Here is a 25,519-nt window from a genome sequence, read left to right on the forward strand (position 1 = left end):
ACATTCGTGCCACGAAAACCCAACGGAGAAAGCCGATGTCCGCACATACCCCCGAAGAACGCCTCCGGCAGCTGGGCATTGTCCTGCCGACACCGGCGGCCCCCGTCGCCAATTACGTCGCCGCCGTCATCAGCGGCTCCTCCCTGATCGTCTCGGGGCAGCTGCCTCTGGTGGACGGACGCCTGTATGCCAGCGGGAAGCTGGGCGACAGCGTCGCGGTCGAGGTCGCGGTCGAGGCCGCGCGCTACAGCATGGTCAACGTGATCGCGCAGGTAAAGGCGGCGATTGGCGACCTCTCGCGCGTGCGGCGCGTGGTGCGCCTGGGTGGGTTCATCGCCTGCACGCCCGATTTCACGCAGCATGCGAACGTCATGAATGGCGCGTCCGACCTTGCCGTCGCGGTGTTCGGCGACGCGGGACGCCATGCGCGCTCCACCGTCGGCGTGCCGTCGCTGCCGCTGGATTCGGCGGTCGAGGTCGAGGGCCTGTTCGAAATCGCCTGATCCACGCCCGCGGCGCCCGCAAAGATGCCGGATACTCCATGCCGGACAGATAGGACGCCGCGGCACAGACATGCGGGAAAATGCGATGCCTTCCTCCGCCCCGAGCCTGAGCCTCCATCGCCGTATCGCGGACATTCCGGCGGCGCAGTGGGACCTGTGCGCGGGCGATGACAACCCGTTCGTCAGCCATGCCTTCCTGTCCGCTCTGGAAGACAGCGGCTCGGCCGAGGCACGCACGGGCTGGCTGCCGCAGCACGCCGCCGTGCATGCGGCGGACGGGTCGCTGCTGGCGGTCGCCCCGATGTACGCGAAATCGCACTCCTTTGGCGAATACGTCTTTGACCAGCAATGGGCCCGCGCCTTTGAACAGGCGGGCGGGGAATATTACCCCAAGCTGCAGGTCGCCGTCCCCTTTTCCCCCGTAACCGGGCCACGCCTGCTGGTTCGCAGGGACATGGGCGACGGGGCAGCCGAAACCCATGCCCGCATGCTGGCGGGCGCGCTGCGGCAGGCCTGCGGGGAACTGGGCCTGTCCTCCACCCACGTGACGTTCTGCGAACGTGGGGAATATGAACTGATGGGCCGCGAAGGCTGGCTGCAGCGGCTGGGGGTGCAGTATCACTGGGACAATCCCGGTTACGGCAGTTTCGAGGATTTCCTGGCGACCCTTGCCTCGCGCAAGCGCAAGACGCTCAGACGCGAACGCCGCGACGCCAATGGCTGCGGCCTGACGTTCGAGGCCGTGCGCGGTCCCGACATCACCGAGGACCTGTGGGACCATTTCTACCGCTTCTACCTCTCCACCGTGGACCGCAAGTGGGGAAGCGCCTACCTGCGGCGCCCGTTCTTCTCCCTGCTGTCGCAGCGGCTGGGTGACCGGGTCGTGCTGATGATCGCGCGCCGCGACGCAACGCCGGTGGCAGGCGCGCTGAACCTCATGGGTCGCGATACGCTGTATGGCCGCAACTGGGGTTGCGGCCGGGGGGACTGGCCCTTTTTGCATTTCGAGCTGTGCTATTACCAGGCGATGGAGTTCGCCATCGCCCACGGCCTGCGCCGCGTGGAGGCCGGGGCGCAGGGGGAACACAAGCTGCAGCGCGGCTATCGCCCCTGCCTGACCTATTCCACGCACTGGATCGAACATCCGGGCCTGCGGAATGCCGTGGCGGAATTCCTGGAACATGAACGCGCCGCCATCATGGGCGAAATGGACGTGATGAACGCCATGACGCCCTACCGCACGCAAAGCTGATCGGCTGTCTGAAAATAACCTGCTGATAGAAAACAGAAGTTTCCGGGCGTCGCCTGTTTTCAAAAAGGCGGCATCTTTTGAAGCTTTTGCAAAAATCTTCACCAAAAACTTTCATGATTTCAGGGCATTATCAGGCCACTCTTTCAAACAGGCACCTAAGGACGCGATGTGGCGATCCGTGATGCAGGTCATGCGTCCGTGGGCCGCATGGTGATAGGATATTCCCCGACACGGCGCCCGCGACAACAGGCACCGATGACGACAAGGGAGGAACACCCGACATGCATGCCATGAGACTGAACGCCCCGCACACACCGCTGCAATGGACGGAACTGCCGGATCCCGAACCCGGACCGGGACAGATCCGGGTCAAGGTGGGCGCATGCGGTGTCTGCCGCACCGACCTGCACGTGGTCGACGCGGACCTGCCGTTTCCGGGACATTCCCTGACGCCGGGGCATGAAATCGTCGGGCGCATCGATGCCATCGGCCCCAACGTCACCGACCTGCATATCGGGCAGAGGGTGGGCATCCCGTGGCTGGGCCATACGTGCGGGCACTGCCATTACTGCGAAACGGGGCATGAAAACCTGTGCGACCATCCGCTGTTCACCGGCTATACCCGCGATGGCGGATACGCCACCATGGCCGTGGCGGACGCGCATTTCACCTTCCCCCTGCCGGAAGGCACCGATGACGTCGCCACCGCGCCACTGCTGTGCGCCGGGCTGATCGGGTGGCGTTCGCTGGTGATCGCGGGCAAGGAGGCGCAGAGTGTCGGCCTTTACGGGTTCGGGGCGGCCGCCCACATCATCGCGCAGGTCGCGCTGTGGCAGGGGCGCAAAATCTACGCCTTTACCCGCCCCGGCGACACCAGGACACAGGATTTCGCCCGCAGCCTTGGCGCGACATGGGCGGGCGGTTCCGACGAACTGCCGCCCGAACAGCTGGATGCCTCCATCATCTTCGCCCCGGTGGGCGCGCTGGTGCCCGCCGCGCTGAAATCCGTGCACAAGGCCGGCCGCGTCGTATGCGCGGGCATCCACATGAGCGAAATCCCCGCCTTTTCCTACGACCTGCTGTGGGAGGAGCGTCAGCTCGTCTCCGTCGCGAACCTGACGCGGCAGGACGGCGTCGATTTCCTTGAACTGGTTCCTCGCGTCGGAATCCGCACAAAAACAACCGCTTACCCCCTGCGTGAGGCCAACCGCGCACTCGATGACCTGCGCCATGGCCGCTTTGAGGGGGCGGCCGTCCTGGTCCCCTGATACGCGCGCGCCGTTGGTGCGCGCGACCCCGGATGGAAGGGGGATGATCGGAAGGGTGCGTCATTATTGCTGGTATTTCGGGCCATCTTTCTTTATGCACCCCCTTCCCCCATGACGCATGAACGGCCGGCGGCCTCTCCTCCTGCGTCGCCTTATTTACCGTTTATGCCCGGATTGCTTCATATATGTCGTTTCCTGAAACCCATCCCGCACTTAAACGCGCGCTGGACGAACGGGGTTATGAAACCCCCACCCCCGTCCAGACCGCCGTTCTCGACGTCGCAGCCGACGGGCGCGACCTCCTTGTCTCGGCCCAGACCGGGTCGGGCAAGACGGTCGCCTTCGGCCTTGCGATGGCCGATACGCTGCTGGGCGGGGCCGAACATTTCGGTCCGGCCGGCGCGCCGCTTGCGGTCATCATCGCCCCGACGCGCGAACTGGCCATGCAGGTCACGCGCGAACTGACATGGCTGTACGCGCCTGCTGGCGCGCGTATCGTGTCATGCATCGGTGGCATGGACGCCCGGCGGGAGGCCCGTGCCCTGCAGATGGGCGCGCACATCGTCGTCGGCACGCCCGGACGCCTGTGCGATCACCTGTCGCGTGGCCGGCTGGTCCTGTCGGACCTGCGTGTCGTCGTGCTGGACGAAGCGGACGAGATGCTGGACCTCGGCTTCCGTGACGAGCTGGAACAGCTGCTTGACGCGATGCCGAAAACCCGGCGCACGCTGCTGTTTTCCGCCACGATCGCGCGTGAAATCGCCTCCCTTGCCAAGCGTTACCAGAATGACGCGCTGCGCATCGATACCCTGTCGGGCGCCAGGCAGCATGCGGATATCGAATACCGCGCACTGCTGGCCGATGGGCGCGAGATCATCCCGGCGGTCGTCAACGTCCTGCGCGAAACCGACAGCCCGACCACGATGGTGTTCTGCGCCACGCGCGAACTGGTGCGCCACCTGCAGTCCGCGCTGGTCGAACGGGGCTTTTCCTCCGTCGCGCTGTCGGGGGAACTGGGACAGGCCGAACGCACGCGGGCCATCGACAGCCTGCGCAAGGGACAGGCCAGCGTCTGCGTCGCAACCGACGTCGCCGCGCGTGGCATCGACATCCCGGCGCTGGCGCTGGTGGTGCATGCGACGCTGCCGACCGATCCCGCCACCCTGTTGCACCGTTCGGGCCGCACGGGCCGCGCGGGACGCAAGGGGGTCTGCGCCCTGATCGTGCCGGTCTCCCAGCGCCGCCGCGCCGAACGCCTGATGATGGGCGCGAAGATTTCGGCCACATGGTCCCCGGTCCCAAGCGCCGAGGAAATCCGCGCGCTCGACGCGCAGCGCCTGCTGTCCGACCCGGCCCTGTCGGAAGAGGTGCCGGCGGCGGACCATGAACTGATTTCCCGCCTGACCGAAGGGCATTCCCCGGAACAGCTGGCGGCGGCCCTGCTGCGCACCTATCGCGCGCACCTGCCCCAGCCGGAAAACGTGCGCCAGATCACGCCCGATGCCCGTCCGCCGCGTGCCGAGGGCACCCGTCCCGCGCGCGAGGGACGTGACCGCGCGCCGCGTGAACCCGGCGCCTGGTTCTCCCTCAGCGTTGGGCGGCAGGACAAGGCCGACCCGAAATGGCTGGTACCGCTGATCTGCCGGCTTGGCGGGGTGCGCAAATCCGATATCGGTGCCATCCGCATCGCGGACACGCAGACCCTGTTCGAAATCGCCCCCGACACGGAAGAGAAATTCCGTTCCTGCATCGCGGCGATTGACAATGACGAGGTGCAGATCGCCCCGGCGTCGGCCCCGGCAGGGGGAACAGGACCGCGCCGTTCGTCCGGCCCGCGCGGCCAGGGACGTCCGCCGGTGGGGGCACGTCGTCCCCGCGCCTTTGGCGGGGGTGGCCAGGGCCATGGCGGCCCGCGTGGCGGCGCGACCGGATCGTCGCGCAAGCGTACTCCGCGACCGGCCTGATCCACGATCGGGGGCGACGGGCCATGGATATGGCCCGTCCCCTGCCCCACCAATAACAGGGGCAAACAGACCGCCTGAAAATGTAAAAGTTTTTGGTGAAGCTTTTTGCAAAAAGCTTCGAAAGACGTCGCCTTCCTGAAAAAAGGCGACACCCAGAAACATCCGTCATTCCTGATCGGCAGGCTGTTTTCAAACAGCCCCAAGAACATCCAAAGGCGCGTAAACCGGCATTCCGGTTCCCGCGCCCTTATCCGTTACGCACACAGGGTGACGGGGCCGCTCCGGAATTACTGACCGCCACCCAGCAGGCTGTCGACGTCCGAGCGGGTCTGGTTGCGCATGTTGTTCCAGTTCTGCTTTTCCGCGTCCCCGGCCGAACGGATCTGGTCCAGCTTCTGCTGCGGGGCGTTGCGGATCGCATCCAGACGGTCGCGGCCGTTTTCAAGGCGCTGGTCAAAGTTGGAACGTGCGTTCGTCAGCTTCTGCTCCTCCGCCTCACGCGCGCGGTCCAGCCGTCCGGTCGTGTCGTTGCGCAGGGTGTCCTCACGATCCTTCAGGGCCTGTTCACGCTGCTCGATGCTGTTATGGGCCCTGTCGCGATAGGATTGCAGGCGATTGTTGGCGCAGTCACCGGCCTGCGCCGCGCGATCAAGCACGTCCCAGCTTGGCGTTGACTGGCTGTTGTCGCAATCCGTGGCATGCGCCGCGGGCGACAGGGCGAAAACGGCACCGGACAGGCTCGCTACAAGAAAAAACCGATTGAACTTCATTATTACCCTCATCAAATGCAAGATAATCCAACCTGGCTGGAAACAACCACGGACATATGGCCGCATTGGGACGGACCTGTGACGAAATCCATCCCGCGCTGTTTCACGTTGACATAATGATCCATGGCCGTGCGGATAAGGTCGCGCAGCACATGGCTGCCTTTCCCTGGCACAGGCTTTTCCTTGGCATGGGGGAAATTATGGCCTATCCGGTCGTATTGAAAAAATAGTATATTTGTTAAAATATTGTGATGATATAATATTGGTGACATACGTATTGAACGCCTGACAATTTCTTATCGATATTCATGATGATACGCCCCCCATGTGGCCACCGTTACCGATCTTGTGGTCCCGGCCCGTCCGGCAGCCCCCGCGCTGTCCGGGGATGGACGGACTGACGCCATGTGGGACGAACCTTATCTGGAGACATGCTGCCGTTCGGCGCTGCACCGCCTGTATCTGAGCGGACAGGCAGGTCGGCCCGAAGGAATGCCCGACACCCCCTGTCTGGAACGGCTGGTGGAGATGGGGCTGGCCCTTCGGCGTCCGGACGGTCGTTTTGCAATTTCAGCGACAGGAACCACACGACATTGCAGCGAAATCCTGAAACGGCCCTGACTGAAGCGGCCCCCCCATGATCAGCCACGAGGATATCTGGCGCGCGCTGGATCTTCTGGCGACCGAACGCGGCATGACCCCCTCCGGCCTGGCGCGGGCGGCGGGACTGGACAGCACCACATTCAACCCGTCCAAACGCATGACATCATCGGGTCGGCCGCGCTGGCCGGGGACCGAAAGCCTTGCGCGCACGCTGTCGGCCACCGGCATTTCGCTGGAGGGTTTTGGCCGGCTGATGAACGGGCACGGGGAAAAACCTTCGGCCACGCATCATTCCCACCTGAAAATCGTCTCCTTTTCGGAACTGTGCCAGCCGGATCTGTTCGATGACGCGGGCCTGCCCTGTGGCGACAGGTGGGAGACATGGGATTTCCATGGGCTGGCGGATCATCATTCCTATGCCGTCCTGGTGGATTCCGACAACATGGAACCGATTTTCCGCCGCGGCGCGGTCGTGGTCGTTTCCCCTACCGCCGCCATCCGCGAACATGACCGGGTGCTGCTGCATGGTCCCGATTCCCATCCATGCTGCGGCATCGTGACCGACAGGTGGCACGATGCGCCGGCCACGGCACCGCTGCATGAACGAATCCGCATTCGTGGCGTTGGCCGGATGGAGGGGGAGACCATCGAAATGGACGGCGCGTCACGCGTTCACCGCATTGCGCTGGCCTGTCTGTAGGCCGCCCGTGTCCCCGGTGTAACCGGCGCGCGAAAACCGGATCAATTCATGATGTTCCGGCTGACTTTTGGCAATTTTTACCTTATGTCTCGCGCATGACCGACACACCCCTTTCCCTGATCCGCAATTTCTCGATCATTGCCCATATCGACCATGGGAAATCCACGCTGGCGGACCGCCTGATCCAGGCGTGCGGCGCATTGACGCAGCGTGAAATGACGAACCAGGTCCTCGACAACATGGACCTGGAGCGCGAACGCGGCATCACGATCAAGGCGCAGACCGTGCGCCTGACCTATCCCGCCAAGGATGGAAAGACCTATGTCCTCAACCTGATGGACACGCCGGGCCATGTCGACTTCGCTTACGAGGTCAGCCGTTCGCTTGCCGCGTGCGAGGGGTCGCTGCTGGTTGTCGATGCATCGCAGGGGGTGGAGGCACAGACGCTGGCCAACGTGTATCAGGCCATCGACGCCAATCATGAAATCGTGCCCGTCCTGAACAAGGTGGACCTGCCCGCCGCCGACTGCGAACGCGTCAAGGCGCAGATCGAGGAAGTCGTGGGCATCGACGCCGAAGACGCGGTGGAGGTTTCCGCCAAGACCGGGCTGAATATCGAGGCCGTGCTGGAGGCGCTCGTGACGCGCCTGCCGCCGCCCAAGGGCGATGCCGAAGCGCCGCTCAAGGCGCTGCTGGTCGACAGCTGGTATGATCCCTACCTTGGCGTCATCACGCTGGTCCGGGTCAAGGAAGGACGCCTGAAGAAGGGCATGCGCATCCGCATGATGTCCACGGGCGTGGTCCATAATGTCGATCAGGTGGGCGTATTTGCCCCGCGCATGACCCCGGTGGACGAGCTGGGTCCGGGCGAAATCGGCTATATCAACGCGGCGATCAAGACGGTGGCCGACTGTAACGTGGGCGACACCCTGACCGATGACCGGCGCCCGGCGGACAAGCCGCTGGCCGGGTTCAAGCCGTCCATTCCCGTTGTCTGGTGCGGCCTGTATCCGGTGGTCGCGGATGATTTTGAAAAGCTGCGCGACAGTCTGGCGAAGCTGCGGCTGAACGATGCCTCCTTCCATTACGAGGCGGAGACGTCCGCCGCGCTGGGCTTCGGGTTCCGCTGCGGGTTCCTCGGGCTGCTGCATCTGGAAATCATCCAGGAACGCCTCAGCCGTGAATTCAACCTCGACCTCATCGCGACCGCGCCATCGGTGGTCTATCGCCTGTGGCGGACCAACGGCACGATGGAGGAACTGCACAACCCCGCCGACATGCCGGACGGTTCCCTGATCGAACGGATCGAGGAACCGTGGATCCGGGCGACCATCATGGTTCCCGACGAATATCTGGGCGCGGTCCTGACCCTGTGCACGGAACGGCGCGGGGTACAGCTGGACCTGACCTATGTCGGCAACCGGGCGATGGCGGTCTATCGCCTGCCGTTGAACGAAGTGGTCTTTGATTTCTATGACCGGCTGAAATCCGTCTCCCGCGGGTATGCCAGCTTCGACTACCAGATGGACACGTATGAGGAGAGCGACCTTGTCCGCATCTCCATCCTTGTCAATCAGGAACCGGTGGATGCCCTGTCCTTCATCGCCCACCGTTCGGCGGCGGAAACGCGGGGACGCGCGATCTGCGCGAAGCTGAAAGACCTCATCCCCCGGCAGCTGTTCAAGATCGCGATCCAGGCCTCCATCGGAAGCCGCATCATCGCGCGCGAAACGCTTGGCGCCATGTCCAAGGACGTGACCGCCAAATGTTATGGCGGCGACATCTCGCGCAAGCGCAAGCTTCTGGAAAAGCAGAAGGAAGGCAAGAAGCGGATGCGCCAGTTCGGCAAGGTGGAAATCCCGCAGAGCGCCTTCCTCGCCGCGCTGAAGATGGATCACTGAGGAACGGCGCACGGCCATCATGATTATCCCGCCAGGGGGTGGGATAATCATGATCTTCCCCCTTGCGCTTGCATGAATTGCTGCTATGTTCCGCACCCATCAGGCGGGATTGCGTGCCCGTTCCTGATCGGCTGGAGAGATGGCCGAGCGGCTTAAGGCGCACGCTTGGAAAGCGTGTGTACGTTAATAGCGTACCGTGGGTTCGAATCCCACTCTCTCCGCCACGACACCCCATCGCAATGATTGCCTGAATTCCTGTGGTTGTACCTCCGTCAAAGACGGTAGAACATGGGAATGCCGTCTTTTCAGGGGATGCTCACGAAATACCGTGACATCATAAGAAAGTTTTTGGTGAAGCTTTTTTCAAAAAGCTTCGAAAGACGCCGCCTTTTTGAAAAAAGGCGGCACCCAAAAACTTTTATTACTGTTGCTGGCAGGTTGTTTCAAACAGTCCTTCGGATGACACCCGACAGCATCTCCGTGGCATCAGTCCGCGAAAATCCGTGCCATCCAGTCTTCGACCGTATCGCCACTGCTGATGGCAGGATCAATCAACCCGTCGACCATGAAGGTCGGTGACACATGAATGCCGTTCTGGCGCGCATATTTGCAGTGCCATTTGATCGCCGCCTGCAATTCCGGCACCGCAAAGGCCTGCGCCAGCGCAACGCCGCTATAACGTTCCATGCGGCGGATGATATCATTGGGCGTGGCGTCCATGTTGGGACCGGCGCAATGATGCAGGAATTCGAATTCCTCCCGATGGGCGCCCACCGCATTCATGACGGCACGCGCCGTCTCCTTGCCGCCCTCCAGCGTGGAGGCCGCCAGAATGGCGCGCACGATCACGCCCGAAAACATGTGCCACGGCTGGGACTGGAAACGGATCTTGATCGTGATCCGATCCTCCCCCGCCTGCTGCAAAAGGGCATCGAGCTTACCCATGGCACGGACGGAAAATGGGCAGGTCGGTTCGACAAAAATCTCGAAAATCCTGGGTCCATGCCCCCAGATCAGCGGATCAACGCGACAGGATGAAGGCGTTTCGGACATTGTGCATGTTCCTTCTTCTGTATGAGGCCGCGCCATGCCCTCGCATTTTCAGGACAGGCATGGCATGCCGGCAGCCCGTAAAGCAGTATGGTGCCACCCGTCAGGCGCCCCATGCCATCCGTTCAATCATTCTGGCAAAATGAACGGGGCAAGATTCCACGCATTCACCCCGACATCCCATGACTGCGCCGCTGGCAGCCTGAGCATCCTGCCTGTGACCATAAACCCGTAATGGAACATGTCCGATGCCCGCAGGGGATGGTGAAACGGGGGCATCCATGTTCCCGCCAATGGCAATGGCGCCATATTCCTGAATCTGGACCATCCATACCGGTTGCGGGCATGGCGGCATCCATTTCCAGTGTGTCGGTAAAAGAGCACGCGCAATGCTTCCAGACCGCCGCATGTCCGGAATGTAAACCACGTTGCGTACATGCCCGACAATACCGGGGAAATGACCGACGCATGGCTGAAGGGATTTTTAACCGGGAGGAGTCCCCCCGAAAAGCAACAGCATCCTGTCGCGAGAAAGCTATGGTGCCGGGTGAGGGATTTGAACCCCCGGCCTTCGGTTTACAAAACCGCTGCACTACCGCTGTGCTAACCCGGCAATAGCGTCTCCTTTTGCCCATATCGCCGCGCAGGGTCAAGCGGGTATTGCCCCCGGCAACGGGGGCCAATATCCCCTTTTCCTCAGGAATGCTGTCCCTTCATCCTTTGCGTCCAGACCTGCTTGATACGCGCCCGTTCCGCAGCACTCAGCCGGCCTGTTGGCGCGGGATGCGGCGCATGGGCGGCATGGGCGCGATGGGCCGCGCGTGCCTGATGGTGGCTTACGCGCTGTGGACGCCCCGCGACCGGCACCTGCCCCGAGGCGGGATTGTCGCGCATCTGGCGGATCGCCTGCGCGCACAGGGATTCCTTGCCAACCCCTGCCTCGATCGTCGGCAGCAGGGCGACAGGCGTTACCACCCCCAGCAGGACAGAACCCACGGCACGGGCGATCGTCTCCGTCCCCGGCATGATGGACGGTTTTTTCAGCAGGCCGGTAATATGCAGCGTCCCGGGAAAGGATCCGACCGCGAAATGACGGGAATCCGTCATCAGGGCGTAATCGATCGTGTTGTCGCGGAAATTGATGTCCCCCTTGCCCACCGTGCGGGTATCCCCCGTTTCGATCAGCAGCGTGCGCGTTCCCAGTATTCCCTGACGCAGCGGCATATCGGCAATCACGCATTTCAGTTCCGTCTCGCCCGGCAGGCCGAGGAGCGAAAGCAGCGCCTTGCCCAGTTCCAGCCCCAGCAGGTCCGGCAGCACGGCGGAAATATCGCCCCCCTGGTCCAGCGCGACGGTCATGCCGCCATCGCCATTGCCCACGATGGCCGCCAGCGAATTCCCGGTCCCATGGACCGCCAGATGTCCGCCAAAAACTCCGTTGCCATGAAACCGCCCGGTTGCCTGCATCAGGCGCGACAGGTTGATGCGCACCATGTCGATGCCGATCCGGGCCTCCACCGCGTCACCCCGGGGGGTAAAGGTCCCGCTGCTGGCCAGCGTGCCGGACCCCACGGCAAAGTTCAGGTGATGGACATCGATCACGCCATCGCGGATATCGGCCAGCACATCGATATTATCCAGCGGCGTATGGCGGTTTTCGATATGGTCGCCGTGATAGGCGAAATGGACGTTGGTCGCCCGGATCTTGGGCATGTTGATGGGCGTGCTGGGCAGGACGGCATTGCTGCTGGCATGGGCGCGGGCTTCTTCCTGCTGCTGCGCGGTGGAGGGTTTTTCCCCCGGCGTCGCCCCGAAAAATCCGCCAAGATCGGCAAGGTCGACGCGACGGGAATGAAGTTCGGCATCCACGAAGGGCACGGCCTGGTGCGGATCGATCGAAAGATCCCCGCCAAGGTCGCTGGAACCGACATGCCCGTCCAGATCGCGAAAGCGGACATGCGCCGCGGTGTAGTCAAGGTTGCCCTCCACCCGATAGGGGGGCGTCTGGGGAATGACCACGCCCGTCAGGGGATAGAGCAGCGACATGTCCGGTCCCGCCAGCGACAGGCGCAGCCGCGCCCCTGCAAGGGACAGCGGGTCCTCCACCGCGCCATGCAGCGCAAGACGCGTCTCTCCATGCCGCACTTCCAGATCGACGGGATAGGGTTGCCTGCGATCCTGCAGCGATACCAGCGTGCCGCCGGAAAAATGACCGGTAATCGCCTGACGGACATAGGTGCCATGGGCATCCATCACCAGACGCGCGCCTTCCGGATCGCTTGCCTCGGTCGTGTGGACCTGCCCGCGCATATCGGTATGCAGCCGGGCATGCATGACATGCAGCTGCCCGCCGACGATGCGCACCGCGCCGATCCGGGGCATGGAGGCATCCCCCTTCTTCGGGGCCCTGTCTCCTTTCGGCGCATTCGGATCGGAAAAATCGTAATTGCGGCTGCCGTCCGCGCGTTCCTGCAGCTCCACCACCGGCGTATCAAGCGAAATCAGCGGCAGGTCCAGCCCCCCACCCGACAGCAACGGCCACCACCGGATCGCGACATCAAGCCGCTTCGCCGTTGCAAGTGGCGGCAGGTTTTCGAAACCCGCAGGCTGATCGATACGCACATCGTCGGCCCCGATCACGATCACCCGGCCGGGACGGACATGCAGGTGCGCGATGGTGACCCTGCGGTGCAGCGCCGCGCCGGCCCTGCGTTCCACCAGCGGGATGAACCAGTCCCACGACCACAGGATGACCAGCACCAGCACGGCGACACAGATCGCACCCGCGACAATCGCGCGCACGGGCGGAACCGCGCGGCCCTGCCGGGGGGGTGGGGGATCGTTCCTGCGTGTGAGTGCCTTGCCTGTATCCGTCATGCCTGCCCTTTCTTCCCGATTGACGCAAACGCCTGCCACGACACGGAGTTTCGCCCCCTCCTGCCCGCTTTGCCGCCGCATGCCGGTGCAAAACCGGGAAATAACAGGACTGGCGTGGGGGAAGGCGCTCCTGTAATTGCCGTGTAGTCATACCCATCTCTTCCCGGGTTGTCCCATTTACCGCAGAAAGGTTTACCCATGCCTGCCTACCGTTCCCGCACCACGACACATGGCCGCAACATGGCCGGTGCGCGCAGCCTGTGGCGTGCGACCGGCATGCAGGATGGGGATTTCGGCAAGCCGATCATCGCGGTCGCCAATTCCTTTACACAGTTCGTGCCCGGCCATGTCCACCTCAAGGACCTGGGACAGCTGGTGGCCGGCGCCGTGGCCGAGGCCGGGGGCATCGCGCGTGAATTCAACACGATCGCGGTCGATGACGGCATCGCCATGGGCCATGGCGGGATGCTCTACAGCCTGCCGTCGCGCGAACTGATCGCCGATGCGGTCGAATACATGGTCAACGCCCACTGCGCGGACGCGCTGGTGTGCATCAGCAACTGCGACAAGATCACGCCGGGCATGCTGATGGCGGCAATGCGGCTGAACATCCCCGCCATCTTCGTCTCCGGCGGTCCGATGGAGGCGGGGAAGATCCTGAACGAAGGGGTCGAACGTCGCGTGGACCTTATCAGTTCGATGGTCGCCGCCGCTGATTCGCGCATCAGCGATGACCAGTCACAGCGGATCGAACGCTCCGCCTGTCCGACCTGTGGATCATGTTCGGGCATGTTCACCGCCAATTCCATGAACTGCCTGACCGAGGCACTGGGCCTTGCCCTGCCCGGCAACGGCAGCCTGCTGGCCACGCATTCCGACCGTCGGGACCTGTTCGTGCGCGCCGGACACCGTATCGTCGAACTGGCGCGGCAGTGGTACGAACATGACGACGCCACCGCCCTGCCGCGCGGGATCGCGACGCTGCCGGCGTTTGAAAACGCCATGTCCGTCGATATCGCGATGGGCGGATCGACCAATACGGTGCTGCACCTGCTGGCCGCCGCGCATGAAGGCAAGGTCGCGTTCACCATGGCCGACATCGACCGCCTGTCGCGTCGGGTGCCGAACCTGTGCAAGGTCGCGCCCTCGCGCTCCGACATCCATATGGAGGACGTTCACCGCGCCGGCGGCATTCCCGCCATCATGGGCGAACTGCTGCGCATGGGGCTGATCCATGATGACGTCCCGACGGTGCATGCGCCCACCCTCCGCGCGGCGCTGGCGAAATGGGACATCAGCGCCCCCGACGCGGACGAGGCCGCGCGTACCCTGTTCCGCGCAGCCCCCGGCGGGGTGCGCACCACGCAGGCATTTTCACAGTCCAGCCGTTACAGCGAACTCGATACCGACCGGGCCACGGGCGCGATACGCGATAACGAGCATGCCTACAGCCATGATGGGGGCCTTGCGGTCCTGTTCGGCAACATCGCGGAAGACGGCGCCATCGTGAAAACGGCGGGCGTTGCGGCCAACCTGCTGAGCTTCAGCGGTCCGGCGCGGATTTTCGAAAGTCAGGATGACGCCGTGTCCGCCATCCTGGGCGACAGGATCAGGCCGGGCGACGTCGTGGTCATCCGTTACGAAGGGCCCAAGGGCGGCCCGGGCATGCAGGAAATGCTCTATCCCACCAGCTACCTGAAATCCAAGGGACTGGCGGAAAAATGCGCGCTGATTACGGATGGGCGCTTTTCGGGGGGCAGCTCCGGCCTGTCGATCGGCCATATCTCCCCCGAGGCGGCGGAAGGCGGCATGATCGGCCTTCTTGAGGAAGGGGACATCATCGAAATCGACATTCCGGCGCGCATCCTGCGCGCCGCCGTGGGGGATGCGGAAATGGCCGCGCGCCGCGACCGCATGGAAGAACGCGGGGACGCGGCATGGCAGCCAAAGCGTGACCGCGTCGTCTCGACCGCGCTGCAGGCCTATGCCGCACTGACGACCAGCGCATCGCACGGCGCGGTGCGCGATGTGACCCAGCTGCGTCGTCGGGTCATTCGCTGAACCGGCACGAAAAAACGGGCAGGCCCCGCGGCCTGCCCGTCATCTTCAGGATATACTGCAAAAAGACTTCCCGGTTTCCTTGTGCCATGCCCCGGGAAACGGCTGGCGGATGCGGCATCAGCCATGCAGCCGCTTCAACGGCGGGGCCTGGCAGGCAGCATGATGCCCCGCCAATGGAGACTTCTCATGCCAGGGCCGGGGCCTATGCCTGTCCCTGCGGCCTGAGGCGGGAAAATCCGCCCATTTCCCCATGCGCCATGCGGCGGAATGTCTGGGCCACGCGGTTTTTCAGGGCCGCGATGTCCGGCACCACCATATTGTGCAGCGACCTGACCCGGTCATGCGTGGCATAAAAACGGCGGCTTTGATTCTGGTCCATCTGGATCGCCGTTCCAACGAAAATTCCGTCTATTTCGATAATCTGTGAATCAAGCATGGATATCCTGCCTTATCATGGCCGGTTAAGCGAAAACCCGTAAACGGGACAGGGATGTCCGCTGTTCCGGCAAGCTTCCGAATTATGGGTTCCGGTTCGTCTTTTTCATTGCTGTCACTGGCGTCGCGGGCCTGTCGGCCGCGCACCACGTGATGTTCATGTCAACATGCGCGCCGCCCATCCGGGCCGCATGCATACGGACACGTCAACGCATATTGCCTATCACGCGGATGCATTCAATCGGAAAAACAATATTTTGATATGAATTTTTAAAGTAACACCCCGGATGTACTTTTGAAACGTGCGTTCCGGAAGCGGGGTATTATGTCTTTTTTATGTCTTGGTTTGCTTTTTACTTAATGACGATTTCGAAACAGATCGTCATTCGAAATCATGCGCGAACCTGCGGGTGGAAATTCCTTCCCACCCGCAGGGCCTGCCTGATTACGGCGCGTCGATATCGACGACGTTGATCAGCTTCTTGTTGACGAACTCGTCGATGCCCAGACCGGAAAGTTCCCGGCCATAGCCCGACTTCTTGATGCCGCCGAACGGCAGTTCCGGGGCCGTCCATGTCGGGTGGTTGATGAACACCATGCCGGTGCGCACCTGACGGGCCACTTCCACGCCGCGCTTCTCATCGCGGGTGAAGACGGAACCGCCCAGCCCGAATTCGGAATCGTTCGCCAGCGCGATCGCTTCCTCATCGCTGCCGACGCGGAAGACCATGGCCACGGGGCCAAAGAATTCCTGGAAATAGGCCGGGTTGTCACGCGCCACATCCGTCAGGATGGTCGCGCGGACGAACGCGCCCTTCTTCGGCACCTCCGCCCCGCAATAATGCGGACGCGCGCCGTTGGCGACAGCCTGGCGGACCTGTTCGTTCAGCTCGTCCGCCGCACTCTGGGAGGACATCGGCGGCAGGGTGGTGGCCGGATCGCGCGGGTCGCCCGCGACCAGCTTGTCCAGCGCCGCCTTGAACTTGGCGATGAACTCGTCAGCAATGGATTCGGCCACGATGAAGCGCTTGGACGCGACACAGCACTGCCCGCCGTTGTTGAGGCGTCCCCACACGGCCCACTTGACCGTCTTGTCGAGGTCGGCGTCGTCCAGCACGATGAACGCGTCGGCCCCGCCGAGTTCCAGCGTCGTCTTCTTCAGGCTCTTGCCCGCGCGCGCGGCGACATGGCCGCCCGAACGCTCGCCCCCCGTCAGGCACACCGCGGCGATGCGCGGATCCTCGATCAGGTGGTTGAGCTGATCGCGCGTGGCGAACAGGTTGGTATAGGCACCGGCCGGCGCGCCGGCATCATGGAACAGCTTGTCAAACGCCGCCGCGCACTGCGGCACGATGGAGGAATGCTTCACCATGACGGTGTTGCCCGCCATCAGCTGCGGCCCGGCAACGCGGGCAAGCTGGTAATACGGGAAATTCCACGGTTCCACCGCCAGCAGGACACCAATCGGGTCGCTGACGATCATGGGGCGCATATGCTTGTTTTCCGCCTCCTTCAGCGGAACCGGGGCAAGGAAACGCTCCGCATTGTCGGCGTAGTAGTCAAGGATGTCGGCCGACAGCTTGACCTCGCCCTGTGCTTCGCGCGCCAGCTTTCCCATTTCCAGCGTCAGCAGGGAGGCGTAATGGTCCGCCTGCTCACGCAGGAGGGACGCCGCCTTTTTCATGATGGCGCGACGCTCCGCGAAAGAGGTGCGCGACCACTTCTCAAAAGTATCGACCGCCTGCGCGAGCAGGACCTCGACCTGGGCATCCTCCAGGTCGGGAAAACGGGCGACAACTTCGTTGGTATAGGGGTTTGTGGTAATGTATGCCATGACTTCGCTTTGACACATCAAAACCGCCAAGAAAAGGGCATATGTCCCATGGTGGCGGCCATGACCCCACGGCGGACGGCGCTTTTTTGCGAAAACCGTGGCACCGGCCGCCCCATATGGCTGATTTTACCTTCTGGGTGCTGGATTTTTGGATATGACGTGGCGCAACAATCGGTCACCTGGCGGTGATTTTCAAGAAAGTTTAATAAAAATTTTAATGCGAATTTGCTCGTTCCTGTTCCTATCCGAACATTCACGGGGGATATGGCCGTTCCGATTCGCAACTGGCGCGGCAGTTGCAATGGCAGCCGGGCTTACGATGGCGGACGCCCACGCGGCCCCCTATCCCGCGCCGATCCTGCCGCCGCATTCGATGGCGCAGGCGTGGGGTGTCACCGCGCGGATCGAACATGCGGGACAGGGCTGCACCGTGCATGCCACCATCGATCAGGCGCGCTTCATCGCGCAGATGCCCCAGATGATTTCGGCGGGGATCTTCAGCACCCGCCTGACGCCCGAACTGATCCGCAGCACGCCACATTACCTGATGAACACGCTGCAGACCGATGTCAGCCCCGGCTTTGTCCACGCCCTGTTCACGCAGGCTGGCGCGCCCGCCCGCTGCCGCTTCGTATGGGATTACGTCGCGGCCGACCCGTCGGGGGCCATGGCGTCCCACCCCATGCTGTCATTTGAATTCACCCGGGCCGCCCATGACCACATCGACTGGCCCAACCTGAAATTCGGCGACATGGTGGCCAGCGAACAGGCCGTGGCGGCGGACCGCATCTTTGACGCGCAGGTCAATCAGGAAACGCTCGACATCACCATGGCGCTGGCGCGTGAGGATATTACGGCGGCTGGCCCGTCCTGAGGGAACGGACGTCCCTTGCGCGGTCCTATCGCGTGCCGTGCAACCAGTGTAACAGCATGTCCCCCATCGCCAGGCAGGCCAGAAGAAGCACCACGACCCTGACGCCGACATGCAGGGCACGCTGAAACGGGGTCAACGGCTTTTCACGACGCCGCATGATGACCCTGTCCGGATCGGGGGCGTGCACATACCGTGTATGCGGGGAGTCAGCCATGTCGTTCACCATCCCTTTTGTGCCACATCCGTGATTAACAGACATGACAGGATGGCACCACTCGCCCCGCTCCATGGCTTTTGCATGAAAACCCTTTTCTTTTGTCTCCTGTCGTTCCTAATGCTCGCCATGGGAACCGCAACCCCGGCATGGGCGGAACCGTGCGATGCCATGGGGCCAGACAATCGCATGCCGGCCCTGACGAACGAAAAGCTGGGCGCGCAGACGCGCCTGCTGTGCAATAGCGCGTTCGTGGTCCTGTATTCAGGTGTCGCGCGCGACCCGATCTGGTCGGCCGAACACCTGACGGCCAGCGTCATCCGACAGGCGCAGGCCACTCCACGGCGCGGGGAATTCCAGCCCGACGACCGCCTGCCCGCCAGTGCGCGCGCCGAACTGTCGGATTATGTTCATTCCGGATATGATCGCGGGCACATGTCCCCCTCTGGCGACATGCCGGATGACGCCACGCAGGAAGAAAGCTTCCGCCTGTCGAATGTCGTGCCCCAGACGGCCGCGCTCAACCGTGGACGGTGGGAAGAAATCGAAAGCGCCGTGCGCCGCCTGACCCTGCGCGACGGGGACATCTATGTCGTGACCGGCCCGGCATTCCACACGCGCCGCCTTTCCACCATCGGAAGCGACCGGGTTCTGGTTCCGACATCAACGTGGAAGGCGGTCTATGACCCGCGCCAGCAGGTCGCGGGCGTCTATGTCTGCCGCAACGCGGTGCGCACGCCCGCCTGCCACCGCGTCACGATTGCAACCCTGATCGAAACGGTGGGGGTTGATCCGTTCCCGGCCCTCCCGCCCGCGCTGAAACAGACCTATATCACCCTGCCCATACGGACCGTCTGGCATGGATCGTCGCGGCGATCATCACGACGCCATACGCACCGTCGCCGGAGCCGGTATTACCGCCATGTATAAGGGACAGTCTGAAAAAGAAGGTTCCGTAACAGGCTGAAACCATGAAAATCTCAGTGGAAGCTTCGAAAGACGTCGCCTTTTTGGAAAAAGGCGACACCCAAAAACTTCTGCTATTTTATCAACAGGGTATTTTCAGACAGCTTTTATGGTTCTGGCACCCAAGCGAGGAGACTGCGGACATGAAACAGGCCCAGCATCCGGCCATCGTTCCCTTTGCCGATGACAGCGCGTCATGCACGATTGACGGGATGACCATTGAAAACGGCACCGACAGCATCGCCTTTTACGGACAGACGGACCTGACCCGCGACAAGGCCGGGCTACGCCGGGCGCAGGACCTGCTGACATTCCTGCAGGCCGTCGTGGACAGGCTGCAATCCACGCCGGACCTGCCCGCCGCCATCAAGCCGGCCCCACGCAAGGCGGGCAAGGTGGACAACCCGTTCATGTGAGAGGCTGCCTGAAACTCGACAAACCCCAAAAATCATAAAAGTTTTTGGTGAAGCTTTTTTCAAAAAGCTTCGGACAACACTGCCTTTTTGAAAACGGAAACTTCCGTTATTTTTATCAGCAGGATGTTTTCAAACAACCTCCACGGCTGCGTGAACAAGGGGCACGGAAACCTGTCCATTCTGGCTGCAGCAATGACCCGATGCGACAGAACGGTATGTGTTCCCCTGGATCCCGGCCCCTGAAAATGGCCTGAAAACACAAACGGGGCGGACCGCATGCGGCCCACCCCGTCGTGATGATCGCCTGACCTTTGGCATCCTCCCGACATGTGCCGGAAAAGACGCCGCAGGATATGCAATCAGCGCTTGCTGAACTGGAAGGAACGACGTGCCTTGGCGCGACCGTACTTCTTGCGTTCGACAACACGCGGATCGCGCGTCAGGAAGCCCGCGGCCTTCAGGATGCCACGCAGGGCCGGTTCGTAATGCGTCAGCGCACGGCTGATGCCGTGACGGACCGCGCCCGCCTGACCCGACAGGCCACCGCCGGTCACGGTGCAGTAGACATCGAACTGGTTATAGCGATCGGCAACCAGGAACGGCTGCGTGATCAGCATGCGCAGGACGGGACGGGCGAAATAGGTGCCGACCGGACGGCCATTGACGACGATGTCGCCCTTGCCCGGCTTGATCCACACGCGTGCCGCGGCGTCCTTGCGACGGCCCGTGGCATAGGAACGGCCCTGCGCGTCGCGCTTGGCTTCGTAAACCGGGGCCGCGTTCTCGGTGGATTCGATCTGACCCGACGCGACTGCTCCCTGCAGATCGGCCAGCGTGCCTGTACGTTCTTGGGTTTCAGACATGGAGATCAGGCCCCGTTCTTGTTGCTGGAAACGGAATTCTTGCGGTTCAGCGCCGCAACGTCGAGAACCTGCGGCTTCTGCCCTTCGTGGGGATGCTCGCTGCCGGCATAGACATACAGGTGCTTCATCTGCGCGCGCTGCAGCGGACCGCGGGTGATCATGCGCTCGACAGCCTTGCGCACGACATGGCCGGGGTTCTTGCCTTCGAGGCGCTGGGTGATCGTGCGCTGCTTGATACCGCCGGGATAGCCCGTGTGGTAATGGAACAGCTTCTGCGCCACCTTGTTGCCGGTCAGGCGGACCTTTTCGGCATTGATGATGACGATGTTGTCGCCACAATCAACATGGGGGGTGAACTGCGGCTTGTGCTTGCCGCGCAGGCGCTGTGCGACGATGGCCGCCAGCCGGCCCAGGACCAGACCTTCGGCGTCGATCAGGGTCCAGCCCCGTGTCACCTCGGCAGGTTTCAGGGAAAGTGTGGTCTTCATGGATTCAGTGTTCCGTCTTGATATGAGCGGTAACGGGTGGCGCGTTATCATCCGGACGCAACACGAACGTCAAGAGGACAATGCGATTTTCCGGCGCTTTTCCGCAGAAAATCGCATTGTGGTAATATGATACCACAATATTTGACGCCAGAAGATTGCCCCGCCCCCTGTGAATGATATAGCTGACATGCAAGAGATCACTGTGGACACCGCGCTCGTGAAGAAAATATTTCCCGCCTTACCGATGGTCGCACTTGTCCTTGTGGTGGGCAGCTGGGGCCTCCATCACTTCGCCCAGCGCAGGCTGGAGGCCGGCATCGCGGACTTCCGCGCCGCCATCGGGCCGAACGCCAGCTTCAGCTATGCGACGGCGAAACCCCGCACCCTTGCGCGCGGCGCCCGCTTTACCTCCGTCACCTATCATAATCCCGCCATGACGCTGACGGCGGCCAGCGTGCGGCTGGGCGGCATGAAGGGAAACAACGTCCAGGGGGAAAAGATCGGCAGCGTGGTCCTGCAGAAGGTGCAGGTCATGGCATGGGGCAACACATTTTCCCTCGACGAGGTGGACCTGTCTGACCTGACCCTGCCCAATGGCGCGCGGCCCGTCGATAACGCGCCCCAGTCGCTGGGCTTCGATTCGCTGGTGCTGGGCGAAGGGGTCTTCACCAACTTCCACCTTGCCGCCCCCGCGACGCAGACCGACATGACCGTGGCCCACATGCGCGTGGACCATTACGGGCTGGGACAGGCATCGCACCTCGACCTCGACCATCTGGCGACGCAGATCAACCTCACGCCCACGCGGCGCATCACGGTGGACCACCTTGAGCTTGATGGCCCGGACTTCGCCGGACAGGTGGCAAGCCTGATCCAGTCGGGCCATCTGGTCCATGAGACGCATCCCTACAAGGTGGACCTGAAAAAGGGCGTGATCGAAAGTTCCCACCCGCTGCTGCAGGTGGACCGCCTCGTCTCGTCACGCACTTCGACCGAGGTCGAGGACAAGATGGATTCGCGCCTGACCAATCTTGCGATCTGGTCCACGGGAACGGACAGCATCTCGCTTCTCAATGCCTTCGGCTATGACCATTTCATGGGGAACGTGCATGTGGTGAGCGCGGGCGACCGCAGCGCGGGGCACCTGCGGCTGGAACCCATGACGGTGGAGTCGCCGGACATGGGCAACCTGACGGTGATCGCGGAACTGGACCAGATCCCCTTTGACGACATGCTGGTGGTGCCCGAAACCGCGCGCGTCGTCTCGGCGGCCATTACGTGGGAAGATCGCTCGCTGGCCGGCCATGTGATCGAAGCCCTTGCCCGCAGCCGCGAGACGCCGGTGGATGCCTACCGCCAGACGCTGCTTGCCAGCCTGTCTTCTTCCGATGATGCCTCGATGCGCGCGCTGGGCCGTTTCCTGCAGTCGCCCGCGGACCATCCGCTCCAGCTGGCGCTGCGCCCGATGAAGCCGGTCAACCTGATGATGATCGGCGTCGCCCTGTCGATGGCCAGCGACCCGTCCATCGCCGCCCCGCTGGGCCTTACGATTTCAACGCCCTGAAACGCCCCGATTTAATGTCCTGAGGCTTCGCCACCGTGATGACGCCCTGATGCCCGCACCTGCTGTCCCCGCCATGCAGGGACCGGTGCATGTCATCGGGGCGTCGGGCCGATCGGGCCGGGCGCTATGCATGGCGCTGCATCAGCATGGCATTGCGTTTGTTCCACTGGTGCGCGACCTCGGCCGGTGGCGTGCGACGGGCCTGCCGGGACAGGCACGACGAATCGAGCTTACCTCCACCGACGGCACACTGGCTGCCGCACTGCGCGATGCACGGCGGATCGTCTCCACCGCGCATGCGCGTCATGTCGCGGCCATCGTGGCGGCCGCCCCGCCAGAAGCTTCGCTGGTCTGTCTGGGCAGCACGCGGATATTCACCCGCTGGCCCGATGCGCATGGACGCGACGTGGCGCGGGGACAGCAGGCGCTGCTGTCGTCGGGGCGCAACGGCGTCATACTCCACCCGACCATGATTTACGGCGCGCAGGGGGAAAACAACATCCAGCGCCTGCTGGGCCTGATCCGGCGCCTGCCTGTCCTGCCGCTGCCATCGGGCGGCCGGGCGCTGGTGCAACCGATCTTTCAGGGGGATGTCACGCGCGCGATCATGGCGGCGCTGGCGCGTGAATGGCGCGGGGGGCATACGCTGGTGATCGCGGGGGGGCAGGCCGTTCCCTATCGCGTGCTTGCCACCCTTGTCGCGCGTCACGCCGGGCTGCGCCCGCGCCCGGTCATCAACGTGCCGGCGCCGCTGCTGATGGGGCTGGGCCGCCTGATGCCGCCCCTGCCCGGCCTGCCCCGCGTCACCCCGGCGGAAATCCGTCGCCTGGGTGAGGACAAGGCCTTCGACATCGCCCCGATGCGCGCGGCACTCGGCTTTACGCCCCTTACGCCCGATGAAGGACTCGGCAGGTTCCTGGCCGCATTGCGGGCAGAGACGCAACCCGCGCGGACATGACGGCGCGACGCGTGATTCCGATTGGGAAATTTCAGAGGGAAATGATGGGGCGAATGACGGGGCTCGAACCCGCGACATCCAAGACCACAACCTGGCGCTCTACCAACTGAGCTACATCCGCCGCAACGAGGGGTGATTTAGAGGCTCTGATGCACGACGTCAATAACCCTTTTCCCGCCGCGTGGCGTTTGGTGTGCCACCCCTGTCCTCATCCCCTCAGCCCGTCCACGCGGGCCAGCCGGCGGACCGCCTCCGCGATGACTTCGGGCCGCTTGCAAAACGCAAAGCGCACGAGGGTGCGCGGGCCGGGGCCGCCGTCAGGGTCATAGAAGGCGGAGACGGGAATGGCCGTCACCCGCAGCTGACGCGTCATCGCCTCGCAGAACGCGACATCGTCGCCCGCGAATCCCAGTCCCGCGAAATCGGCGATGACGAAATAGCTGCCATCGCAGGGCAGGACCTCGAATCCGGCATCGCGAAGCCCTTTGACCAGCATGTCGCGCGACTGGCGCATGCTTTCGGAAAGCTGGAGGAAATAGCCGGTGTCCTTTTCCAGCCCGATGGCGACGGCGCGCTGCAGGTTCGGCGCGACCGTAAAGGTCAGGAGCTGGTGCGCCTTCGCCACCAGCGCCGCCAGCGGCGCGGGCGCGGTGACATAGCCGACCTTCCAGCCCGTCATCGAAAAACTCTTGCCCGCGCTGCCGATGCGGATGGTGCGCGCCTTCATGCCCGGCAGGGACATCAGCGCGACATGGCGCGCCGGGGCGAATGTCAGATGCTCGTACACCTCGTCGCAGACGGCATAGACATCATGGCAGACCATCAGATCGGCGATGAATTCCAGCTCCGCGCGGGTAAAGACCTTGCCGGTGGGGTTCATGGGGGTGTTGAGCAGGATCGCCTTGGTCTTCGGGCCGACCGCCGCCGCCAGTTCCGCGCGCGGCAGCGACCAGTGCGGCGGCATCAGGCGCACCGGACGCACGACCGCGCCCAGCATGCGCAGCACCGGCAGGTAGGTGTCATAAAGCGGTTCGAACACGACCACCTCGTCCCCCGGATTGACCAGGGCCATCAGCGAGGCCGTGATCGCCTCGGTCGCGCCGCAGGTCACCACGACTTCCGTCGCGGGGTCGGCCTCTATCCCGCAGAACCGCGCATTGGCCGACGCCACCGCCATGCGCAGTTCCGGCACGCCCGCCAGCGGCGGATACTGGTTGCGCCCGTCGCGCAGGGCCGCGGCGGCCGCGTCGATCAGGTCGGCCGGCCCTTCGGTATCGGGAAATCCCTGCCCCAGGTTGACGGCATCATATTCCACCGCCAGCGCCGACATGACGGAAAAAATGGTCGTCGGCAGGGCCGACAGCATCGCATTCGCGGGTTTCATACCTGACATCCTGTCCAGGGGCGCCAATGACGCCGGGCTTGCGATTTTTGCCATATCATCCGATTGCCTGAAATCCCAACCCGTGCAAACCTGTAGCCGAAAAGAAGCTGAAACGGCATCTGCGTCCGTTCCCGCAGGAATACGATCCGGTACCGGAATGCCGCCGGTCCGCCAGACTGGAGATTGACGACGCGGCATGAAAAAGATCGAGGCCATCATCAAACCCTTCAAGCTCGACGAAGTGAAGGAAGCCCTTCATGAAATCGGCCTGATGGGCATTACCGTGACCGAAGCCAAGGGGTTCGGCCGGCAGAAAGGTCATACCGAGCTGTATCGTGGCGCCGAATACATCGTCGATTTCCTTCCCAAGGTGAAGCTTGAAATCGTGTGTTCGAACGATCTGGCCGACCGCGCGATCGAAGCCATCATCGCCGCCGCCCGCACGGGCCGCATCGGCGACGGCAAGATCTTCGTCTCCCCGGTGGAAGACGTGATCCGTATCCGTACCGGCGAACATGGCGAGGATGCCGTCTGACATGGCCTGTCCCGTCCAGCGGGACGGCACGGTCCCCTC

The 25,519-nt window shown here is 63.2% G+C and carries 23 protein-coding genes and 3 tRNA genes; 15 read left to right on the top strand and 11 right to left on the bottom strand.

What is annotated here, in order from left to right; translation table 11 throughout:
* Positions 1-35: 35 nt before the first annotated feature.
* From CFR71_RS04545 to CFR71_RS04560, 4 genes are all read left to right on the top strand, one after another.
* The gene (locus CFR71_RS04545; protein WP_110527768.1) at positions 36-503 is read left to right on the top strand and encodes a RidA family protein; all 468 of its coding nucleotides are present in this window, start codon (positions 36-38) and stop codon (positions 501-503) included.
* A gap of 85 nt (positions 504-588) precedes the next feature.
* On the top strand, positions 589-1,755 hold the full coding sequence (locus tag CFR71_RS04550; protein ID WP_165832031.1) for a GNAT family N-acetyltransferase: 1,167 nt from the start codon (positions 589-591) through the stop codon (positions 1,753-1,755).
* 281 nt (positions 1,756-2,036) lie between these two features.
* A complete protein-coding gene (locus tag CFR71_RS04555; protein ID WP_110527771.1) occupies positions 2,037-3,023 on the top strand; it encodes a zinc-dependent alcohol dehydrogenase family protein in 987 nt (328 codons plus the stop codon).
* Between the two features lie 185 nt (positions 3,024-3,208).
* On the top strand, positions 3,209-4,987 hold the full coding sequence (locus tag CFR71_RS04560) for a DEAD/DEAH box helicase (RefSeq protein WP_110527774.1): 1,779 nt from the start codon (positions 3,209-3,211) through the stop codon (positions 4,985-4,987).
* A 287-nt stretch (positions 4,988-5,274) separates the two neighbouring features.
* Here CFR71_RS04560 and CFR71_RS04565 read toward each other — a convergent pair whose 3' ends face one another.
* Complete coding sequence (locus CFR71_RS04565) at positions 5,275-5,757, bottom strand: hypothetical protein (RefSeq protein WP_110527777.1); 483 nt, start codon at positions 5,755-5,757, stop codon at positions 5,275-5,277.
* Positions 5,758-6,162: 405 nt separating this feature from the next.
* Between CFR71_RS04565 and CFR71_RS04570 the strand changes: the two genes are divergently transcribed.
* The 4 genes from CFR71_RS04570 to CFR71_RS04585 all read left to right on the top strand — a co-directional run bounded on the left by CFR71_RS04570 (position 6,163) and on the right by CFR71_RS04585 (position 9,185).
* Positions 6,163-6,378, top strand: coding sequence for a hypothetical protein (locus CFR71_RS04570; RefSeq protein ID WP_110528474.1), 216 nt, complete (start codon positions 6,163-6,165; stop codon positions 6,376-6,378).
* A gap of 16 nt (positions 6,379-6,394) precedes the next feature.
* Positions 6,395-7,060, top strand: coding sequence for a helix-turn-helix transcriptional regulator (locus CFR71_RS04575; protein ID WP_110527781.1), 666 nt, complete (start codon positions 6,395-6,397; stop codon positions 7,058-7,060).
* Between the two features lie 95 nt (positions 7,061-7,155).
* Positions 7,156-8,961 carry a translation elongation factor 4 gene (lepA, locus tag CFR71_RS04580; RefSeq protein WP_110527784.1) on the top strand — a complete coding sequence of 602 codons (1,806 nt, stop codon included), beginning with the start codon at positions 7,156-7,158 and terminating at the stop codon, positions 8,959-8,961.
* Between the two features lie 133 nt (positions 8,962-9,094).
* Positions 9,095-9,185: transfer RNA gene (locus CFR71_RS04585), tRNA-Ser, on the top strand.
* 262 nt (positions 9,186-9,447) lie between these two features.
* Here the strand turns inward: CFR71_RS04585 and CFR71_RS04595 are convergent.
* From CFR71_RS04595 to CFR71_RS04605, 3 genes are all read right to left on the bottom strand, one after another.
* Positions 9,448-10,014 (bottom strand): DsbA family protein, encoded by a 567-nt coding sequence (locus CFR71_RS04595; protein ID WP_110527790.1) that lies wholly within the window; start codon positions 10,012-10,014, stop codon positions 9,448-9,450.
* Between the two features lie 535 nt (positions 10,015-10,549).
* A tRNA-Thr gene (locus CFR71_RS04600) sits at positions 10,550-10,624 on the bottom strand.
* Positions 10,625-10,707: 83 nt separating this feature from the next.
* Positions 10,708-12,888, bottom strand: coding sequence for an AsmA family protein (locus CFR71_RS04605; RefSeq protein WP_110527793.1), 2,181 nt, complete (start codon positions 12,886-12,888; stop codon positions 10,708-10,710).
* Between the two features lie 198 nt (positions 12,889-13,086).
* Here CFR71_RS04605 and ilvD point away from each other — a divergent pair, with 198 nt between their 5' ends.
* Positions 13,087-14,949: a dihydroxy-acid dehydratase gene (ilvD, locus tag CFR71_RS04610; protein ID WP_110527796.1), complete on the top strand. Its 1,863-nt coding sequence runs from the start codon at positions 13,087-13,089 to the stop codon at positions 14,947-14,949.
* A 202-nt stretch (positions 14,950-15,151) separates the two neighbouring features.
* On the opposite strand, the gene CFR71_RS04615 is transcribed toward ilvD, so the two are convergent.
* Both CFR71_RS04615 and CFR71_RS04620 read right to left on the bottom strand, forming a co-directional pair.
* On the bottom strand, positions 15,152-15,385 hold the full coding sequence (locus CFR71_RS04615; RefSeq protein ID WP_110527799.1) for a hypothetical protein: 234 nt from the start codon (positions 15,383-15,385) through the stop codon (positions 15,152-15,154).
* 444 nt (positions 15,386-15,829) lie between these two features.
* Positions 15,830-17,218: an NAD-dependent succinate-semialdehyde dehydrogenase gene (locus CFR71_RS04620; protein ID WP_110528477.1), complete on the bottom strand. Its 1,389-nt coding sequence runs from the start codon at positions 17,216-17,218 to the stop codon at positions 15,830-15,832.
* Positions 17,219-17,519: 301 nt separating this feature from the next.
* Between CFR71_RS04620 and CFR71_RS04625 the strand changes: the two genes are divergently transcribed.
* Positions 17,520-18,092 carry a hypothetical protein gene (locus CFR71_RS04625; protein ID WP_110527802.1) on the top strand — a complete coding sequence of 191 codons (573 nt, stop codon included), beginning with the start codon at positions 17,520-17,522 and terminating at the stop codon, positions 18,090-18,092.
* A 25-nt stretch (positions 18,093-18,117) separates the two neighbouring features.
* Here the strand turns inward: CFR71_RS04625 and CFR71_RS04630 are convergent, their stop codons facing one another.
* On the bottom strand, positions 18,118-18,306 hold the full coding sequence (locus CFR71_RS04630) for a hypothetical protein (RefSeq protein ID WP_133251090.1): 189 nt from the start codon (positions 18,304-18,306) through the stop codon (positions 18,118-18,120).
* A gap of 171 nt (positions 18,307-18,477) precedes the next feature.
* Here CFR71_RS04630 and CFR71_RS04635 point away from each other — a divergent pair, with 171 nt between their 5' ends.
* Both CFR71_RS04635 and CFR71_RS04640 read left to right on the top strand, forming a co-directional pair.
* Positions 18,478-19,236, top strand: coding sequence for a DNA/RNA non-specific endonuclease (locus CFR71_RS04635; protein WP_239020268.1), 759 nt, complete (start codon positions 18,478-18,480; stop codon positions 19,234-19,236).
* A gap of 179 nt (positions 19,237-19,415) precedes the next feature.
* Positions 19,416-19,688 carry a hypothetical protein gene (locus CFR71_RS04640; RefSeq protein ID WP_110527811.1) on the top strand — a complete coding sequence of 91 codons (273 nt, stop codon included), beginning with the start codon at positions 19,416-19,418 and terminating at the stop codon, positions 19,686-19,688.
* A 359-nt stretch (positions 19,689-20,047) separates the two neighbouring features.
* Here the strand turns inward: CFR71_RS04640 and rpsI are convergent, their stop codons facing one another.
* Together rpsI and rplM are read right to left on the bottom strand one after the other, a co-directional pair.
* A complete protein-coding gene (rpsI, locus tag CFR71_RS04645; protein ID WP_110527814.1) occupies positions 20,048-20,551 on the bottom strand; it encodes a 30S ribosomal protein S9 in 504 nt (167 codons plus the stop codon).
* A 5-nt stretch (positions 20,552-20,556) separates the two neighbouring features.
* The gene (gene rplM / locus CFR71_RS04650; protein ID WP_110527817.1) at positions 20,557-21,039 is read right to left on the bottom strand and encodes a 50S ribosomal protein L13; all 483 of its coding nucleotides are present in this window, start codon (positions 21,037-21,039) and stop codon (positions 20,557-20,559) included.
* A gap of 187 nt (positions 21,040-21,226) precedes the next feature.
* On the opposite strand from rplM, the gene CFR71_RS04655 reads away from it, so the two are divergent.
* Together CFR71_RS04655 and CFR71_RS04660 are read left to right on the top strand one after the other, a co-directional pair.
* Positions 21,227-22,603: a hypothetical protein gene (locus CFR71_RS04655; RefSeq protein ID WP_239020269.1), complete on the top strand. Its 1,377-nt coding sequence runs from the start codon at positions 21,227-21,229 to the stop codon at positions 22,601-22,603.
* A gap of 49 nt (positions 22,604-22,652) precedes the next feature.
* Positions 22,653-23,561, top strand: a complete 909-nt coding sequence (locus CFR71_RS04660; RefSeq protein ID WP_207781326.1) for an NAD(P)H-binding protein — start codon at positions 22,653-22,655, stop codon at positions 23,559-23,561.
* Between the two features lie 45 nt (positions 23,562-23,606).
* Here CFR71_RS04660 and CFR71_RS04665 read toward each other — a convergent pair.
* Positions 23,607-23,682, bottom strand: a tRNA-His gene (locus CFR71_RS04665).
* Positions 23,683-23,769: 87 nt separating this feature from the next.
* Positions 23,770-24,945, bottom strand: coding sequence for an aminotransferase (locus CFR71_RS04670; protein WP_110527823.1), 1,176 nt, complete (start codon positions 24,943-24,945; stop codon positions 23,770-23,772).
* Between the two features lie 196 nt (positions 24,946-25,141).
* Between CFR71_RS04670 and CFR71_RS04675 the strand changes: the two genes are divergently transcribed.
* Positions 25,142-25,480, top strand: a complete 339-nt coding sequence (locus CFR71_RS04675) for a P-II family nitrogen regulator (RefSeq protein ID WP_110527826.1) — start codon at positions 25,142-25,144, stop codon at positions 25,478-25,480.
* Positions 25,481-25,519 lie beyond the last annotated feature (39 nt).

Origin of the sequence: Novacetimonas pomaceti (assembly GCF_003207955.1) — a bacterium.
Lineage (GTDB): Bacteria > Pseudomonadota > Alphaproteobacteria > Acetobacterales > Acetobacteraceae > Novacetimonas > Novacetimonas pomaceti.